We start from the raw sequence: 18,179 nt of genomic DNA, 5'->3' as shown, positions 1-18,179 counted from the left end.
ATAGTGTAAAGTATATAAAAAAATTTGCGAGGTCATCATGCTTAAAAGTGTAACTGGGTTTTCAGGCAGAAACATAGACAATTTAATAAGTTACGACATTAAAAAATGAACCCCCTGGATAGAAGTACGTAATGAAACCACCCCAATCCAAAAGATGAATATATTCAAAAGATTAAACAAGGACGTATCATCTAAATTTGAATGTGACAATTCTAATGGGACTTGTACTCTGACAGACAGCTTATTCAGAGAATTGTGGGGTTGGTCATACGAAAGTAAGAAAACTTTACCGATTAAAGTTGCAAGAAAATTTAATGGTTACTGGAATAGACTAGGCAGTGATACGATGAATTCATTCTCTATTATATACAGACGAGCATTAAGAATAAATGATGATAATAAATCAATAGTAGACCAAAATAACAATCTGCAGACTTTCGCTACATTAACACATACTACTAAAAAACAAAGAGGGGTATGAGATGTATAATAGTTTAACAGGCTTTTTAGAGGAAAACAACATAGACAGTTTAATAGGATACGATATTAAAAATGAATCACCTTCTATTGAAGTATCCGCAGAACGTAACCCTATTAAAAAGATGGAAAATTACAAAAAGTATAAGAAGTTTGACTGTGATAACTCTAACGGAACTTGTAAATTAACAGGTAGTATGTTAGAAGAGTTGTTTGGTTGGACTTACAAAGGGAGATTTTCTTTACCATTAGAACTTCACAACAAGTTTGGTAGGTATTGGGATAGATTGGGTAGTGACACAATGAATTCATTTGCCACCATATACAATCAAGCATTAAGAATAAATGGTAGAAATAAATCAAATGTAGATAAAAATACTCAATTGCAGAGGTATGCTATATTAACTCATACAATTGGAAACATAACCTTAGTACCATTTAGATTATATCCTAGTGATGAAAAGTCTTTCAATCAAGCTAGAGGGTTTAAAGGTGGTGCAGACAGGAAGTATTTTGTTCATGACTTCTTTGATTTATCGTTAAAAATAATAAAAGAAAATGTAGATTTAGAAACATTCAAGACTTACATTGATACTTTTTATTTACAAGATTTTGTTAATGCAAACGACAATTATAGCATAAAACCTTTACTGCGTAAGCATGAATACTATCTTTCTCAAAGTAAAATGGATATAAGTAATTCTGATATCTTCTTACCTAATACTAATGAAGAACTAAACGAATTTCTAACGAATGTAAATAGTTTAATAATAAAACGTTCAGAAAGATTAGTAAATGTATTAAAAAAGAAACGAGGATTAAGCACTACTGATACAGAGGTAAAGTCAAAGGTGTTAGACTCTAATGAGAAAGTAACTAGAACAAGAACATCTAAAACAAGAAAAACTAAGTTAAAACCAATAGAGTTTTCAATGAAAGCACCACGTTGGTTAAAGATATTAATTGTGTCATTTATAGGAGCAAACATAGCTTGTTGGATTTATATAGATAGAACAGGAATAGGTATGAGTAATGTAATAGAACAATATGGAATAATAACTACTATAGTAGAATTTATGAAAGATTACATTGGGGGTATTTTAGAAACAACACTTACTATTTTTATTGTCCTGTATTTATCAGTCAAAGCTATAGAATTAGTGGTAGATATGTTATTAGATACGTTAGGTAGATGTTACTCTTGTAATAAGTTATTTGCAATGAAGAAAGTAAGAACAACAACACTTGAATCTACTAGCATTTCTATTAAAACTGAATTAAAACAAAAGAATTTAAATGGTGAGGTGGTAGGTACAATAGAGCAATTTGTACCAGGAACTAGAGAAGTTTATGAGATTACTTATCAGTGTAAGTTTTGTAATGAGAAACGTTTTGAGAAGAAAAGTAGAGAGTTTATAAATAATTAAAAAAAAATGAAAGGGTGGGTTGAATAAAATGGTACCTGTAGTTAGGACACTTGAAAAAAGAGTGTTTTATCGTAAGCCCCCAATCAAACAACGCATATAAACACGCAGTGCCTCCTGGTACGATGAATGTATCAATTTAAGGAGGTGCTTTTCATATGCCAGAACAAAAATTAACAATCGTCCCCGTCATGGTCACAGTGACTCCCCGAAATTTGTCGAAGATTGATAGAGAGTTAGATTGTGTGAATGTGATAAACTGAAATAGCAACTGAATATTGTGAGGGTGGTTGGTTGTTGTGCTTCTTTCCGTTTAGGAAAGGAGGTGATAATCATGGAAACATTTCTTGAATTTCTTCGTGAAGTTCTGAAGGGGATTGTGCGTGAGATAAGCGCCTATTTCTTTCGGAAGAACATATTAGAAAACAAGAAAACCACCCTACGCCGTCGCAAGCAAAAGGGTGGTTCTCGACCAAAATAATATTTAATTGACAACCATACCCTGACGGTAGAGGTTGCAGGGAGAAGTGTTCGCGCACTTCTCTTTTTCATTATATACGTTTATTATATAGCTTATAACAATTGCTTTCAACTATGTGTCATGCTAAAAAACTTGAGGTCACAGGAACGCCTCGAAATTTGTCGAAGATTGATAGAGAGTTAGATACAGGTGCAATAATGATGAAGAGAACCGAGGTATCCACATGGACAAGGGTTCATAGCACCTATTAGGATAAAAGAAGCTGGATATGTCACAGTAGCATGCGCTCGGCTAATGGTTACATTACCTGTTTCTAGTGGTTGACGGAGCATATCAAGCGTTTTTTTGGAGAATTCTGCAATCTCATCAAGAAAAAGGATTCCATGGTGAGCCATCGAAATTTCACCTGGTCGCGGGTTCGACCCACCACCAATAATGGCGACAGGAGAAGCAGAATGGTGTGGATGCCTGAACGGAACAGAGGGAACATGGATTCTCTTATCCTTACAATCGGTAAATGTTAACCAGGACTCCACAACGCAAGAATCTTCTAATGATATTCGTAAAAGAGTGGAAAAAGCGCGCATGCGCCAGTATAATCGGTATCAACAAGAAGTATCCAATGCAAAGGTTCTGTTTGAAACCATAGTGGAAACAAGTCCCTTGACAACAGCACAAAAAAAGACGCTCACCCAAATTTCTTCTAAGCAAAACTGGAGCAATCGTGTTCAGATTAAAATTATCAGACTCGCAAGGACCATTTCTGATTTAGCAGGGGATGAAAGAATAGCTGATCAAGCCATTTGGGAAGTGATGACCTTAAGATGCTGGGGACAGAATAAACAAATGACGATTGCGAGGGAGAAATAATGCCCTATAAGAAAAGAGTGTATATACCAGAGCGATTTTATCATATTGTTTCCAGAGGAAATCGACGTGATCCATTGTTCCGGAATGCCAGTGATTTTCAAGCTTTTCTTCATATCCTAACACAACTCTACGAAAAGTACCCCTTTGAAATCGCCTCCTATTGCCTTATGAATAATCATTTCCATTTACAATTGCGTTCTAGTGAAGTGCCCATTTCAAAGCTAATGGCACTGATCAATAAACGTTATGCCAATTACTATAACATCAAATACCGTTTAACAGGCCATGTCTTTGAAAAACGGTTTTATGACAAAAGGATTGAGGATAAAGAAGGTATGTTAGAAGTTAGCCGTTATATACATCTTAACCCAGTTGAGGCGAGAATGGTTAAGCTGGCAGAATACTATCCTTGGAGTAGCTATCAATATTATAAGAAGAATTCTACAGTGCCTTGTTTTATGAATGTGAATTTTTTACTAGATTATAATGAAGGAACATCGACACAGAAACGGGAAAAGTACTGTAGTAGTGTGATCTTTCAATGATGTGATCTTTCAATGATATAGATTCGTTGTGAATACCAACACCATACCAAGTGTCAGCACCACAAAAAGACAAAAATCATAAGTAGTCCATCTAAGAAATACATGTTGAGGAAGAAACTAATAATGATACTTGAAGGGAATTGGAGGGGGCAAGCTGATGTAACTGCATTGTGGGCATTTTTTTGTTGTCGATTCCGGACAAAATTTAAAGAGGACCAGACGCATCCAGTCCCCTTAAGTGTAAGCCGAAGCTATACACCGCTATTAATTATATACTATGATACTACAGTTCATCCTATTCGTAAAGTACAAGCCTAAATGTAGTTCGTTAAATTATTTACCTTATTTCTAAAATCAGACCCCATTATAGAGGTGTGAACAGGTATCGGTACTGAACTTCTCAGCTTTTCAGATTCAGCGTAGAACTTCCTGACAATCTGTTTTAATTCGGTTTTTGTAACACTGAGCTTTTTCAGTAGGAAGATTACAATAATAAAATAATCAACAATGGTGTCAAAAGTTATGTTGTTGATTCCTGTTTCACTTTGTAAGTATTCCTTAAGCCTAGAAGGGGGATTCATCTTTTTAAACCTGCAATCAAAGACTACAGAATTATGAGCTACTGCATTACGAAGCTCTTTAATAAGGAAGATGATATCTTCCACTATTCTTCCATTCTGATTATGGTTTGTAGTGTGCATATTTAAGTCTTCAGCAATTGCTATTCTAGTGTTTTGATTTAAACACTGAAGGAAGAATCCAAATTCTCCTAGATTAATGACTTCAAATATAGCCCACAGTGGAATTGGCTCATTCTTATGGAAGAAGTGTGAAATCACAGCCTTTTGTTCGGAATAGTTGTAACTAATTTGTTGATTGATTTTGTTCCGTAATTCAAGCCGTTTCTTCATTTTATCCCTATACTTACTATTACCCGTATTTTCTTTCTTATAATCATTTAATAGGTGTGAAAAAACAAAATCGAAGTCCACCGGTCCTATTCCAATTAAGGTATTAAGTGTATAGTTTTTAATCGCTGTTTCAATGAACATAATTCTTGGATATAAGAGTGTTTTAAGGTTTGTATCAAACTCATACACTCCAACAACCTCATCAAAGTTGGTATAGGGTATTTGGTGGTTTGCCTGTCCGATAAAACGATATCCTTTATATCCATGATAATATCCGATATTTAATAAATCTTTCTTCTGTTTGCTTCCGTTTATTTCTATGCCATGCTTATCCCTAAGATGACGCATTAACCCATTGGTTGTTTTCCCTTTTACCAAAATAAATCGCTCCCATTTACAACTATTATCCTAATTATAAAGGTTAACTACCAAAAAAACTACAATCCTAGTATTCAATTATAGTTGGAAGATTGTTCTTTTTGTCTATTATATTTCCAAAATTCTCACAATGATATAATAGTTCTAGAAACAATTGGATTAGAAGGGATGTGTATTTCTTGGATTCAGCCTATCTACATAATTCCATCTTTAACATTGAACTGAAAAGAAGAGAGCTAGAGCAACAAAATTTAACACGTTCTGAAGTCAAACGTTTGTTTGAAGATAATTATCGTGTTTATTCAAATAGTTCTTGGTCACAGTGACGTCCCGAAATTTGTCGGAGATTTATAGAGAATTAGATGGTATGAATGATAAATTGAAATAGTAGCTGGATATTGGAGGTGTTGCTTTCTGCTTAGGAAAGGGGGGATAATCATAGAGAGATTTCTTCGTGGAAGGATTACGGCGAGGTGATTTTACCACGCTTGCCATATTTTTTACTAGTCTTCGCCAATAAATGTATCACATAGCGGCAATTCGTTTCCTATGTATAGTAAAGTCCAACAGATTACGCAATAAACTGTAGGATTTTTTTCATTGTTTTTTTCTAGGAATTGAATATCTAAATATTCGTTTATAAAAGAAAAAGCATTGACTATTAAAAGAAATGCTAATGTTTTGAAAATGTATTTTCAAATGAAGTGAAGTAAACGACGTTGAAAAAGTAAAAGCGTCAAAATTAAATGAGTGAAAAAATTTAAATTTTTTTGTATTGACATGTAGACATTTTTAGTATGTATTAATCATATAGTTTTACCTCATTTATGATTTTATAGTTACCCAAACTTTATAAATAAATGAATCCTCAACCTTTACTCCTGGACGAATACGGAAACTTTTTTCTGAATGAACAACAAAATCAGGATTAGAAGCTAGAAAAAATGAAAGAGCATATGCTATTTTATAATCTGGTGTTATATATCCATTTATTGTTCTTGTTCTACTATGTATTTCGTTAGCTAGAGAATCAGCCCATACCTCTGATTCTCTTAAAGTTTCAATAATAAGCGTTTCTTTTTTTCATTCTATTTCCATCATTTACGACCTCATTTCTTTATGTCTAAATTCTATCACATTCACACAATCTAACTTTCTATCCATCTTCGACAAATTTCGGGGAGTCACTGTGACCAAACAACCACAGCGACGCCTCAAAATACACCGTTAAACTATTGTGCCACCATTTGGATGTAGAATCTGACCAGTCATGTAGCTTGCGTCATCAGAAGCAAGAAATACATAGCTGGTTGCCACTTCAAAAGGTTGCCCTGCACGTTTCATTGGTGGTTTGGATGTGTCGGTTCCATAGGTTGCTACTTTTTCTGCTGAGTAGGAAGAGGGGATGAGAGGTGTCCAAATAGGTCCAGGTGCAACACCATTCACACGAATACCCTTGTCTAGAAGAGATTGCGAAAGGGAGCGTGTGAAAGTCAGGATGGCCCCTTTAGTAGCGGAGTAGTCAATTAATTCTTGATTTCCTTGATAGGCTGCGAGAGAAGTTGTATTAATAATGGAACTGCCCTTCTTTAAATGTGGTAAACAGGCTTTGGTCATATAGAAAAATGAGTAGATATTTGTTCGGAAGGTTACGTCTAATTGTTCTGCTGTGATATCTAATATGCTCTGTTGAATAAACTGTACTCCGTGATTATTAACCAGAATATCAATTTTTCCAAAATGATGGACTGCCTGTTGGACGACGGTATATGACATTTTTTCCTGTTGTAAATCACCGGGAACTAGTAGGCACTTTCTGCCGATTTGTTCAATTCTACTTTTTGTTTCTTGTGCATCTTGATGTTCATAAAGGTAGGAAATAACAACGTCGGCTCCCTCTTTAGCATAAGCATAGGCGATGGCTCTTCCTATTCCACTATCCCCACCTGTGATAATAGCTACTCGGTCTTTCAGTTTTCCGCTTGCTTGGTAATAAGGATTTTCCGAAATAGGTTTTGGCTCCATAGTGTGTTCAAGACCTGGATGTTGTTCTTGGTGTTGAGGAGGAAAAGCAATATTTATATCTTGACACTTTTGTTTTTTTTCTAAGAATTTATAAACAGGATAGATAGGACATTCCCCTTTCCTATTTCATTTAAATAAGATAAAGTTCGTTAAAACCTTTTACTCACAGATTCGTTAGTGCTCGGATGGTTTCATAGCAATTTACAATTGGATGATAATCCGTCTTCGTTACGGGGCTTTTCTTATTCCCTACCTTTTGATTAAATCGATTTACTTTTTCATACCAACCACCCCGTTTTTTATCTATGAAATAGTTCCAAGCATAATTAAATAGAGCATCATAATTTCTCCAATATGTGAAAGCTTTTAATCGTGTTCCAAGAAGTGCTGATGCACCAATCGCTTCTGCCATCACCCAATAGTATTTATCTGACTCTAGTACTTTTCCTTCACGGTCAATCGAATAGTATATCCCCCCATATTCAGTGTCTAAGCCTAGCTTTAGTGCGCTATTATATAATTCTACTGCTCTCTCTATCATCCATGATTCAGATTTATATCTTTCCAAGAGTAAGAGTAGTTTGCTCCATTCAATGGAATGACCAGGAATAAAGCCTTGGGGCCGAAATTGCTGCATCTCTTTATTGGTTTCAATATAGTTCCAATCAATTACCCAATTAGGGTCATAGTGTTCCCATATTGATCCTTCTGATTGTTGAGCTAAATTTAAGGTAACATTATATGCTAATATATAGGCTCTCTCTAGATACTTATGGTTACCGGTTGCCTCATAGGCTGAGATCATTGCCTCGCACAGGTGCATATTCGGATTTTGCCCTCTGTATGGATTTATAATGGACCAATCTGAATTCATTTCATTTAGATATAACCCGTGATCTGGCTCCCAAAAATATTGGTCGAGTATGTTATAAATATAGTCTATTAGGTGAGAAGCGCAAGGTATCCCTGCCTGATAGGCTTTGGAAGCTGCAAGTAAAGCAAATGCGTGTCCATATGCATATTTATTAGAAACAGACACCTGATTATCGTTTAACTTCCAAAAATAACCTCCGTTATTAATATCCAGATGATAATTTTGAAGGTAGGATAAACCATGCTCAGCCGCCTGTAGACACCATGAATCACCACGTAACATGGCTCCAACACTAAACACGTAAATAAAGCGAGATGTCCCTACTAAGTGTTTCGTCTGATTATTGCAGATTGTCCCGTCATCTAAGTAGCACTGAAAGTATCCACCATTACGATAATCAATACATCTTGGATAATAAAATTGCAAGGTACCAAATATATGATTGGTTAACCATGCTGGATCACGAACCCGAATCTCACTATTCATTCACCACCACTTCCTTTTTTGAAATCATTCCCATTCTTTTGGGACCTATCTTAAAATAGTGACTTAACTAAAAATATTCTTTTTAGGACGGCAATATACATTGTCCAAACAAACTGTTAAGGGACATGGGGTCAGGTTCCTTGTCCCAAACTCTATGTATGATTGCGGTTGGAAATTGATATTCATATTAAAATTATCATACTCGCAAGGACCAATTCTGATTTAGCAGGGGAAGAAAGAATAAGCGGATCAAGACAGTTGGGAAGCGGTGACCTTAAGACGCTGGAGGCAGAATAAACAAATGACGATTGTGAGGGAGACATAATGCCCGATAAGAAAAGAGTGTATATATCAGAACGATTTTATCATAATGTTTCCCGGGGAAATCGCCGTGAACCCTTATTTCGAAATGCCAGTGATTTGCAAGCTTTTCTTCATATCCTAAACAGAACTCTACGAAAAGTACCCCTTTGAAATCTCCTCCTTATTGCCTCATGAATAATCATTTCCATTTATAATTGCGTTCTAGTAGAGTACCCATTTCAATGCTAATGGCACTGATCGATAAACGTTATGACAATTACTATAAGCCAAATACCGTAACTGGCCATGTCTTTGAAAAACGGTTTTATGAAAAAAGGATTGACGACAAAGAGGGAATGTTAAAAGTCACCCGTTATATTCATCTTAACTCATTGAGGAAGATAATAGTTCTTGGTCACAGTGACGTCCCGAAATTTGTCGGAGATTTATAGAGAATTAGATGGTGTGAATGATAAACTGAAATAGTAGCTGGATATTGGAGGTGTTGTTTTCGGTTTAGGAAAGAGGGGATAATCATAGAAAGATTTCTTCGTGGAAGGATTACGGCGAGGTGATTTTACCACGCTTGCCATATTTTTTACTAGTCTTCGCCAATAAATGTATCACATAGCGGCAATTCGTTTCCTATGCATAGTAAAGTCCAGATTACGCAATAAACTGTAGGATTTTTTTTCATTGTTTTTTTCTAGGAATTGAATAACTAAATATTCGTTTGTAAAAGAAAAAGCATTGACTATTAAAAGAAATGCTAATGTTTTGAAAATGTATTTTCAAATGAAGTGAAGTAAAAGACGTCGAAAAAGTAAAAGCGTCAAAAATAAATAAATGAAAAAATTTAAAATTTTTGTACTGACATGTAGACATTTTTAGTATGTATTAATCATATAGTTTTACCTCATTTATGATTTAATAGTTACCCAAACTTTATAAATAAATGAATCCTCAACCTTTACTCCTGGACGAATACTGAAACTTTTTTCTGAATGAACAACAAAATCAGGATTAGAAGCTAGAAAAAATGAAAGAGCATATGCTATTTTATAATCTGGTGTTATATATCCATTTATTGTTCTACCATGTATTTCGTTTGCTATAGAATGAGCCCATACCTCTGATTCTCTTAAAGTTTCAAAAATAAGCGATTCTTTTTTCCATTCTATTTCCATCATTTACACCCTCATTTCTTTATTTCTAAATTCTATCACATTCACACATTCTAACTTTCTATCAATCTTCGACAAATTTCGGGGAGTCGCTGTGACCAAACACTTGAAATAGTAGCTGGATATTGGAGGTGTTGCTTTCTGCTTAGGAAAGGGGGGATAATCATAGAAAGATTTCTTCGTGGAAGGATTACGGCGAGGTGATTTTACCACGCTTGCCATATTTTTTACTAGTCTTCGCCAATAAATGTATCACATAGCGGCAATTCGTTTCCTATGTATAGTAAAGTCCAACAGATTACGCAACAAACTGTAGGATTTTTTTCATTGTTTTTTTCTAGGAATTGAATATCTAAATATTCGTTTATAAAAGAAAAAGCATTGACTATTAAAAGAAATGCTAATGTTTTGAAAATGTATTTTCAAATGAAGTGAAGTAAACGACGTTGAAAAAGTAAAAGTGTCAAAATTAAATGAGTGAAAAAATTTAAATTTTTTGTACTGACATGTAGACATTTTTAGTATGTATTAATCATATAGTTTTACCTCATTTATAATTTAATAGTTACCCAAACTTTATAAATAAATGAATCCTCAACTTTTACTCCTGGACGAATACTGAAACTTTTTTCTGAATGAACAACAAAATCGGATTAGAAGCTAGAAAAAATGAAAGAGCATATGCTATTTTATAATCTGGTGTTATATATCCATTTATTGTTCTACCATGTATTTCGTTAGCTAGAGAATTAGCCCATACCTCTGATTCTCTTAAAGTTTCAAAAATAAGCGTTTCTTTTTTCCATTCTATTTCCATCATTTACACCCTCATTTCTTTATTTCTAAATTCTATCACATTCACACATTCTAACTTTCTATCAATCTTCGACAAATTTCGGGGAGTCGCTGTGACCAAACACTTCTTTTCACTAACTCGTATTTCATTTTAAAGTAATTTTTGTTAATCTAACTAAAGTAAGGAATATTATTAGTAAAATAGTTAGATAGGAATGAGGACATGAGTGATTTAATCGTTGCAGTGGGGAAAGTATTGTTTAAGGTTGTCGAGTGGCTGTTAGATCAGCTGTTGGGGGATACTTACACTCATTTTAAAACTAGAATTAGTAAATGGCTACAAAGGAAAATAAAGGGGAAGTCCAAAAGGTATCAAACCATTCAACAAGACGATGGGGTACTTTGGATAGCAGGCCGAAAAACAAATTTTGTTGTTAGCGGTGGTTCTGGAGAATTTGCTTATGATCGAAATTATATCCAGACAAGGTATGATGATGAGTATTTCGAATTGCCTCAAGAATTGAAAGAGCTGCGAGACAAGATTGAAGCAAGAGAACAAATGAAAAAAGAGCAAGGCCAAAAGCATATGTACAATACATATCAGGTAGCCTTAACCAATGCTTTTCAAACAAACACGGATATTATTGAAAAACCATATCCAGTTTTACATTTCAAAAGATCTGATTATTATAACTTTCAAGCAACGGTGGCAAGCCTAGACAATTACCAATTAAGCAGTGGAGAAACGATTAGAGAAAAATATATCGATCAAGCCATACAGGATTTACATGTGCCTTCCGATGTCTTGTCCCAAGGGATTGGAATCGTCTTAACAGTCGTAACCGCAGACGAAAAAATTGTTCTTACAAGAAGAAGAGCAGATACTGGCATTCGTCCAAATGAATTGGATGTTAGTGTAGTAGAAGCAATTGATCCATATCAAGATGCAGTAGAAAATTCCAACGGAGAGCAAAATTCCCGTAAAACCATCGATCTCTACAAAGTAGCTATTAGGGGATTAAAGCAAGAATTAGGGATTGTAGCTAGTCCAGATCAAATCCATCTCCTCGGATTTGGTGTAGATTTAGAATACTACCAATGGAACATCATAGGCACGGTAAAAACAGAACTTACCTCCAGCCAAATTATCGAATTAAAGTCATCCGGCATTCATGGCATTAACGAATTATCCAAGATAGAATTCATCCACCATGACCATATCAAGGTTGCAGAAGTCCTCCGTGATCAGCCATTATGGAGTACCGCTCAAATTGCTCTGTATTGGACGATGGTATATGACATGGGGAATCCTAATAAGGTTTTTGCGGATAGGACTTTTAAGTCGGTTTTTGGGAGAACGTAGGGTGATAGATTTACTTTAGGGAAGGTGTGTACATCCTCTGAAGTTACATCTGATTGATCTTTTTATTAAGGAAAAGCAGCAATCTCTATACTATGTGTTAGAAAGGAACAAGATAAATGGCTTTTTTAGAAAAAATACAACCACACTTACTCAGTCCAGATTTATTAATCCAGGAAACGATTTTATACGCAATTAATGATTATCCTGCCCTTCCTGCTGATTGGACGGTTCATTTATTGCAGGAGGCTTTTTCAAATAAAGATAAGCTATCTTCTATTTTAATTCATATAGAAAATCAGCCAATAACGGAAGAAGCATTACAAATTTTGATGGAAAAGGTACCGACAATGGACCGAACAAAGGTTCATCTGGCTTTGAAATTATTAAACAATGTGGAACCAGCACTAGCGATGAAATATAAAGAGGCCTTAAAAGGGTTTATTCCCGAAGATAATTGGTCCTTATTTGAACTATTAGTAGGCGGAGAAGAAGAGGAAGTTTATGAGAAATATGGAGAAGTTATAAATGCTATGGAGACAGCAAGTACATTCCCGTATCTTCTATTTAAGCAAGCTAAATATATCGCGAATTGTATAGTGAAAAAAGGCTGGATTACAGAAGAAGAAATAGATATGGTTTTCGCTGAAGAAATAGAGAACCAGTGGTTTTCTTTCAATGGTATCCTAAATGTCTATATGGTTGGTTTGCTAAAAATAGAAAAGTATATTCCACTTTTAGCAAGCTTGCTAGAACGAGAAGAAGACTCATTATTAGAAGAAGTTTCCACAGCCCTTATTAGCTTTCAATCTGACAAAGTGGTGACTGCTGTAGAACCTTATGTGAAGAAGTCTGAATCCGTTATTTATGCCGCATCTATAGTTGAAAATATTAAAACAGATTTGGCAGTTAAGGTGTTAAGAGAAGCTTATTCCACATTCAACGATTTGGAAAATCAAGACACAGTAATAGAAGCTCTTTGTCATCAATTTTCAGAAGATGGACTTCCGGAAATAAGCAAATATATGAAGAAGGAATACTTTTCCTCTTTTATTGATATGGAACATACTGCCTACAGTTATTATTCCATTTTAGGTTTCGACCATCCAGAATTAGGGGATTGGAAAAAGGCTGCGCTGCAAAGAGAGCTAGCACATCAAGCAAATTTAAACCAAAATAGAAGTGATAAAGAGCCTATTCGTAAAGAAAATAAGGTAGGAAGAAATGATCCTTGTCCATGTGGAAGCGGAAAAAAGTATAAGAAATGTTGTGGGAAATAAATTAAAGAGAGAAGGAAGCGATTTCCGTTGCTTCTTTCTTTAAAATGCAAACGTTTGCGTTATTTTTGCATTAAATACTAAAATTTTGATTTTTTTTCTTGTAAAATGGTAGATATATTACTATAATCAAAGATAAGTTTTAGTGCAAACGTTTTAATTGGAAATGGGAGGGAATAGAATGAAAAAGATGTTTTCATTTGAATTTTGGCAAAAATTCGGAAAAGCATTAATGGTAGTAGTAGCTGTTATGCCGGCTGCTGGTATTATGATTAGTTTAGGAAAGTTAATTGCAATGATTGATGCTTCTGTTTTTATCACAATTGGAAGCGTTGTAGAGAACATTGGTTGGGGAATTATTGGTAATTTACATATTTTATTCGCATTAGCAATTGGTGGTTCATGGGCTAAGGAAAAAGCAGGTGGAGCATTTGCTGCTGGGATTGCCTTCTTATTAATTAATAGAATTACAGGTTCTATCTTTGGTGTAACAAATGATATGCTTTCCCAAGAGGGAGCTTTTACGCATACTTTATTTGGAACGAAGATTTTAATAGATGGATATTTTACAAGCGTATTGGAAGCGCCTGCACTTAATATGGGTGTTTTCGTGGGGATTATATCCGGATTTATCGGAGCTATTGTCTATAATAAATATTATAATTTCAGAAAGCTGCCTGATGCACTTGCTTTCTTTAATGGAAAACGATTTGTACCGTTTGTAGTTATTCTGTGGTCTGTTATCGTATCCTTACTGCTTGCAGTGATTTGGCCAACTATCCAAACAGGAATTAATCAATTTGGATTATGGATTGCTACCTCAAGTGAAAGCGCTCCAATCCTAGCGCCTTTTATCTATGGTACGGCAGAGCGCCTTCTCATTCCATTCGGTCTACATCATATGTTAACGATTCCAATCAACTATACATCATTGGGTGGAACCTATACGATTATGTCTGGTGTGATGGCTGGTAAAGAAGTATTTGGACAAGATCCACTTTGGTTAGCATGGGCAAGTGATTTAGTGAATCTACAAAATGCAGGGGACACTGCTGGATATAATCAACTGCTATCATCTGTTACTCCAGCACGTTTCAAAGTAGGGCAAATGATTGGTGCTACTGCTATTTTAATGGGTGTGGCTGTTGCGATATACCGAAATGTTGATATGGATAAAAAGAAAAAATATAAGTCGATGATTTTTTCAGCAGCGATAGCTGTATTCTTAACAGGAGTTACAGAGCCTCTAGAATTCATGTTTATGTTTGCGGCACCATTACTTTATGTTGTTTATGCTATTTTACAAGGATTAGCTTTTGCCTCTGCCGATATTGTGGATTTACGCTTACATTCCTTTGGGAATCTAGAGCTAATCACACGCTTACCAATTGCTTTTAAAGCAGGCTTGGGCGGCGATGTTCTAAACTTTGTGATTGTGTGTATTGTCTTTTTTATAGTGAGCTATTTTATTGCGAATTTCATGATTAAGAAATTTAATTTTTCAACACCAGGTCGTAATGGTAACTATGAAAGTGATGCAGATTCTAACAATAGAGAGACTGGGAATGCTGTACCTACTAACAGCCAAGTTTTAGAGATTGTAGCATTATTAGGTGGAAAAGCGAATATTACAGATGTGGATGCATGTATGACAAGATTGCGTGTATCTGTAAAAGAGATAGATAAAGTTGGCGACGAATCGTCCTGGAAAGCGGCTGGCGCAATGGGCTTAATTAAAAAGGATGGCGGTGTTCAGGCAATCTATGGTCCAAAGGCGGACATTCTGAAATCAGACATTAATGACTATTTGGAGCAAGGGGAATGAAATTATTAACGTTAAATACTCATAGCTGGATAGAAGAAAAGCCTTTGGAAAAACTCGAGGCGATCAAGGAGCAATTGCTGGCTGATCCATATGATGTAATTTCCTTGCAGGAGGTAAATCAGTCGATGGATGCAGAGGAAGCGGAGGTAGATTCTTATTTCATAGCCCCGAATCCAAATACGGTGATTAAAAAAGATAATTTTGCTTTTCTTCTCCAGCAGGAGCTGAAGAAAAGCGGGCTCGAATATTATTGGAGCTGGGTTCCTAGTCATATTGGTTACGACCAATATGATGAAGGAATCGCCATTCTCACTCGATTTAAAGTAATAAATACAAGAGGGATATTGCTGTCACGCAAAGATGATTATACTGACTATCATACAAGAAAAGCATTGGAAGTTCGTTTTCAAGCAAATGATAGAAACTATTTTGTGTACGGATTGCATCTATCTTGGTGGCAGGATGAGACAGAAAGCTATCCTTTCTTGTATGAATGGAACAAGCTAGTAGAAGCCTGGGAAACGGAAGCGCAGAAAGGTAGCTGTATTTTGTTGATGGGCGATTTTAATAACCCTGCCCATATCGAGAAGGAAGGCTATAGCGTTGTTTCCAAGCATCCGCTTTTAAAGGATGCTTATCTGGACGCCACCGTTAAAAACGGCAGCCATACAGTTGAGAAGAAAATTGATGGTTGGGAGAACAATAGTGATCTTCTTCGCATTGATTATATCTTCGTTTCTGCTAATCTATCTGTAGACTCATATGAAACGGTTTTTGATGGAAGAAAGACCCCGGTTGTGTCTGATCATTTTGGGGTGGGGGTTAGGTTAGAGTGACAGGCACCATAAAAAGACAAAAAGCATTATTTTGTCTTTCTGTGAAGGACAATGGGAAAGGAATCATTTTTTTGGTTCTTTCCTATTTTTTTGTGGGGAAATGCAGGGATTTTGATTGTTAGGTAGAATGTTGTAATTTAATGTTCTTTCTTTCTTCGTATTCTTTCTATTTATTTAGTGAAGCATTGATAACCCTCCCCTTTTGCTTTGGCAAAATCTATCCATTTTATCCTTCATCGTATGCAATCAAATTTCATAAAAAAGGAGGTAGTTAGTTGGCAAGAAAAAGGCGCATTTGGTATCCTGGTGCTAGTTATCATATTACGAGTCGAGGTATTCGTCGAACTTCTTTATTTTGGGACAAGGAAGATCGAGATGAATATTTGCGATTGTTGGCAGAAGCAATGGAAAAAAGGCCTTTTATTCTGCAAACCTATTGTTTGATGACAAATCACATTCATCTTCAAATAAAAACCCTTCAACATTCCCCAAGTGATATTATAAGAATTCTCCATTTTAATTACGCAATCTATGTTAATAAGAAATACGATTTTACAGGACATGTGTTTGAAAGTCGTTATGGATCTGAGTTGATTACGTCTGCTCAATATGAATTAGAGGTAAATCGGTATATTCATCTGAATCCAATTCGAGCCGGTATGGTAGATTGCTTAGAAGAATATCCGTGGAGTAGTTATTTTAACTATATAGAGGCAAAGGAAGGAAGTCTGGTAAATTCAGAACGGATTCTTGCTTACTTTCCTGAGCCTCAAATCGAGCAATATCTCCAATTTTTACATGCAAGAGGGAAAGAATCGGATCAATATCCAGTCTGAGTTTTGATAGAACCGCTTTTAGGACAGTTGTATATGTGTTAGAGGTTATAAATGATACAGTGGAGTGGTACAATGAAAATTATATAAATAGTAGAAAATTTATAAGAAGTCATATATGGACCGATGTGGATGAAAGGGGTATGGAATGAAAATAGATAAAAGAAAGAATCAAAAAGAGAAAGTTAAGGGATTGGCTACATTAAAAGAAGGGCTAACTGTATATAAAGTGGCAGACCTTCGAGAGATTGGTAAAAAACTAGGAATCAAAAATTTAAGCTCTTTAAAAAAGGCAGAATTAATTTCCTATTTAGCGGAGGAAATTCCTAATTATCTTAGAACGATAATTAGTGAGTATGATGAGCGACGAATTTTTTTACTAAAGAGGATTATTGCTAATAATGGAATAATAAGTGAAGAGGATGTAGAAATAGAGGAGATGGAGTATTTCCCGAAGACGGGTTTCATGTTTATTGTCTATCATAATCGAAACCCATTCGTAACGATTCCTGTAGAAATATTGCCTTCTTTAGAAGAAATTGTTCAAGATAGTGCAATTCTTACCGATGTGAAGCGAAATACAGAATGGATTAAGATAACGCGCGGATTAGTCTATTATTATGGAACTATACCTGCAAACCGATTAATAGAGTTGGTGGAAAAATATATACCGGTCCATCCAAACGTTCCTGCGTTTAATCGTGTTATTTTGGATGCAATGGAATATTACCAAGAAGTTCATTATGACAGATACGGTTATTCTTACTGGGAAGTCCTAGAACCTGCAGAGATTTTGGCAGAACAAGCGTTGAGAAAAAATATTGCTTATTATCCTTTTACGAAGAAACAGCTCCTTGAAGCTGGTGAAACGAACTATTTGGAGCGTCCAAAGGGTTATTTTCAACTTATGGAACTATTTACAGAGGTGTATCAGATTCCAAAGGACGAAGCGAAGGCAATAATTGATGACTGTATCATACATGTGAAATTAAACGAACACCCTAGTCAGATTCTTCAATATTTACAGTTGGAATTACCACTCGAAAGCTTAGAAGAAGTAAAAAGGCTAATGGACATCATTGTTGTTTTTATGAATAATACAAGACAATGGTATTTAAAAGGATATACACCAGTAGAGTTATCAGGACGTGATAAGCAGGCATCACCGCCTTTATCGAGTCAAAAAGGAGAAGTTATTAGCTTTCAAACTCGTGAAAAAATTGGCAGGAACGATCCATGTCCATGCGGTAGTGGGAAAAAGTATAAGAAATGTTGTGGGAAGTAGTTAGGGGTAG

At 35.4% G+C, this 18,179-nt stretch carries 17 protein-coding genes and 2 pseudogenes; 12 read left to right on the top strand and 7 right to left on the bottom strand.

The window, feature by feature from the left end; translation table 11 throughout:
• Positions 1 to 482 precede the first annotated feature (482 nt).
• Positions 483 to 1,904 carry a hypothetical protein gene (locus ACTQ5K_RS09565; protein WP_031540292.1) on the top strand — a complete coding sequence of 474 codons (1,422 nt, stop codon included), beginning with the start codon at positions 483 to 485 and terminating at the stop codon, positions 1,902 to 1,904.
• A gap of 331 nt (positions 1,905 to 2,235) precedes the next feature.
• The gene (locus ACTQ5K_RS09560; RefSeq protein ID WP_251629087.1) at positions 2,236 to 2,382 is read left to right on the top strand and encodes a hypothetical protein; all 147 of its coding nucleotides are present in this window, start codon (positions 2,236 to 2,238) and stop codon (positions 2,380 to 2,382) included.
• A 185-nt stretch (positions 2,383 to 2,567) separates the two neighbouring features.
• Here the strand turns inward: ACTQ5K_RS09560 and ACTQ5K_RS09555 are convergent.
• Positions 2,568 to 2,864: pseudogene (locus tag ACTQ5K_RS09555) on the bottom strand (ATP-binding protein); the annotation flags it as partial.
• Between ACTQ5K_RS09555 and ACTQ5K_RS09550 the strand changes: the two are divergent.
• The 3 genes from ACTQ5K_RS09550 to ACTQ5K_RS09540 all read left to right on the top strand — a co-directional run bounded on the left by ACTQ5K_RS09550 (position 2,818) and on the right by ACTQ5K_RS09540 (position 4,115).
• Complete coding sequence (locus ACTQ5K_RS09550) at positions 2,818 to 3,252, top strand: hypothetical protein (RefSeq protein ID WP_031540097.1); 435 nt, start codon at positions 2,818 to 2,820, stop codon at positions 3,250 to 3,252. The pseudogene ACTQ5K_RS09555 and the gene ACTQ5K_RS09550 sit on opposite strands and share 47 nt — an antisense overlap.
• Entirely contained in the window at positions 3,252 to 3,797 is a 546-nt protein-coding gene (locus tag ACTQ5K_RS09545) for a transposase (protein WP_031540098.1), read from the top strand. The genes ACTQ5K_RS09550 and ACTQ5K_RS09545 overlap by 1 nt, the downstream gene beginning before the upstream one ends.
• A 123-nt stretch (positions 3,798 to 3,920) precedes the next feature.
• On the top strand, positions 3,921 to 4,115 hold the full coding sequence (locus ACTQ5K_RS09540; protein WP_031540099.1) for a hypothetical protein: 195 nt from the start codon (positions 3,921 to 3,923) through the stop codon (positions 4,113 to 4,115).
• On the opposite strand, the gene ACTQ5K_RS09535 is transcribed toward ACTQ5K_RS09540, so the two are convergent.
• Positions 4,112 to 5,086 (bottom strand): Abi family protein, encoded by a 975-nt coding sequence (locus tag ACTQ5K_RS09535; protein WP_031540100.1) that lies wholly within the window; start codon positions 5,084 to 5,086, stop codon positions 4,112 to 4,114. The two genes, ACTQ5K_RS09540 and ACTQ5K_RS09535, sit on opposite strands and share 4 nt — an antisense overlap.
• Before the next feature lie 179 nt (positions 5,087 to 5,265).
• On the opposite strand from ACTQ5K_RS09535, the gene ACTQ5K_RS09530 reads away from it, so the two are divergent.
• Complete coding sequence (locus tag ACTQ5K_RS09530; RefSeq protein WP_155986790.1) at positions 5,266 to 5,412, top strand: hypothetical protein; 147 nt, start codon at positions 5,266 to 5,268, stop codon at positions 5,410 to 5,412.
• 499 nt (positions 5,413 to 5,911) lie between these two features.
• Here ACTQ5K_RS09530 and ACTQ5K_RS09525 read toward each other — a convergent pair whose 3' ends face one another.
• The 5 genes and pseudogenes from ACTQ5K_RS09525 to ACTQ5K_RS09505 form a co-directional block, all read right to left on the bottom strand.
• Positions 5,912 to 6,154, bottom strand: a complete 243-nt coding sequence (locus tag ACTQ5K_RS09525; protein WP_081836733.1) for a hypothetical protein — start codon at positions 6,152 to 6,154, stop codon at positions 5,912 to 5,914.
• A 159-nt stretch (positions 6,155 to 6,313) separates the two neighbouring features.
• Positions 6,314 to 7,216, bottom strand: coding sequence for an SDR family oxidoreductase (locus tag ACTQ5K_RS09520; protein WP_031540101.1), 903 nt, complete (start codon positions 7,214 to 7,216; stop codon positions 6,314 to 6,316).
• Positions 7,217 to 7,274: 58 nt separating this feature from the next.
• Entirely contained in the window at positions 7,275 to 8,471 is a 1,197-nt protein-coding gene (locus ACTQ5K_RS09515; protein ID WP_251629088.1) for an AGE family epimerase/isomerase, read from the bottom strand.
• Positions 8,472 to 9,694: 1,223 nt separating this feature from the next.
• Entirely contained in the window at positions 9,695 to 9,955 is a 261-nt protein-coding gene (locus ACTQ5K_RS09510; RefSeq protein ID WP_441993848.1) for a hypothetical protein, read from the bottom strand.
• 554 nt (positions 9,956 to 10,509) lie between these two features.
• Positions 10,510 to 10,769, bottom strand: a pseudogene (locus ACTQ5K_RS09505) (hypothetical protein).
• 207 nt (positions 10,770 to 10,976) lie between these two features.
• On the opposite strand from ACTQ5K_RS09505, the gene ACTQ5K_RS09500 reads away from it, so the two are divergent.
• From ACTQ5K_RS09500 to ACTQ5K_RS09475, 6 genes are all read left to right on the top strand, one after another.
• The gene (locus ACTQ5K_RS09500; RefSeq protein ID WP_251629079.1) at positions 10,977 to 12,116 is read left to right on the top strand and encodes a hypothetical protein; all 1,140 of its coding nucleotides are present in this window, start codon (positions 10,977 to 10,979) and stop codon (positions 12,114 to 12,116) included.
• A gap of 116 nt (positions 12,117 to 12,232) precedes the next feature.
• Positions 12,233 to 13,393, top strand: coding sequence for an SEC-C metal-binding domain-containing protein (locus ACTQ5K_RS09495; protein WP_048716977.1), 1,161 nt, complete (start codon positions 12,233 to 12,235; stop codon positions 13,391 to 13,393).
• 178 nt (positions 13,394 to 13,571) lie between these two features.
• Complete coding sequence (locus tag ACTQ5K_RS09490) at positions 13,572 to 15,215, top strand: PTS transporter subunit IIBC (protein ID WP_441993837.1); 1,644 nt, start codon at positions 13,572 to 13,574, stop codon at positions 15,213 to 15,215.
• Entirely contained in the window at positions 15,212 to 16,051 is an 840-nt protein-coding gene (locus ACTQ5K_RS09485; protein WP_441993836.1) for an endonuclease/exonuclease/phosphatase family protein, read from the top strand. The genes ACTQ5K_RS09490 and ACTQ5K_RS09485 overlap by 4 nt, the downstream gene beginning before the upstream one ends.
• Positions 16,052 to 16,326: 275 nt before the next feature.
• Positions 16,327 to 16,887: a transposase gene (locus ACTQ5K_RS09480; protein ID WP_031538597.1), complete on the top strand. Its 561-nt coding sequence runs from the start codon at positions 16,327 to 16,329 to the stop codon at positions 16,885 to 16,887.
• A 145-nt stretch (positions 16,888 to 17,032) separates the two neighbouring features.
• Positions 17,033 to 18,169 (top strand): SEC-C metal-binding domain-containing protein, encoded by a 1,137-nt coding sequence (locus tag ACTQ5K_RS09475; protein WP_031538599.1) that lies wholly within the window; start codon positions 17,033 to 17,035, stop codon positions 18,167 to 18,169.
• Positions 18,170 to 18,179 lie beyond the last annotated feature (10 nt).

The organism is Niallia sp. Sow4_A1 (assembly GCF_052116745.1).
Lineage (GTDB): Bacteria > Bacillota > Bacilli > Bacillales > Cytobacillaceae > Niallia > Niallia hominis.
The sequence above is the reverse complement of the archived record's forward strand: the minus strand, read 5'-3'. Positions and strand labels throughout refer to the sequence as shown.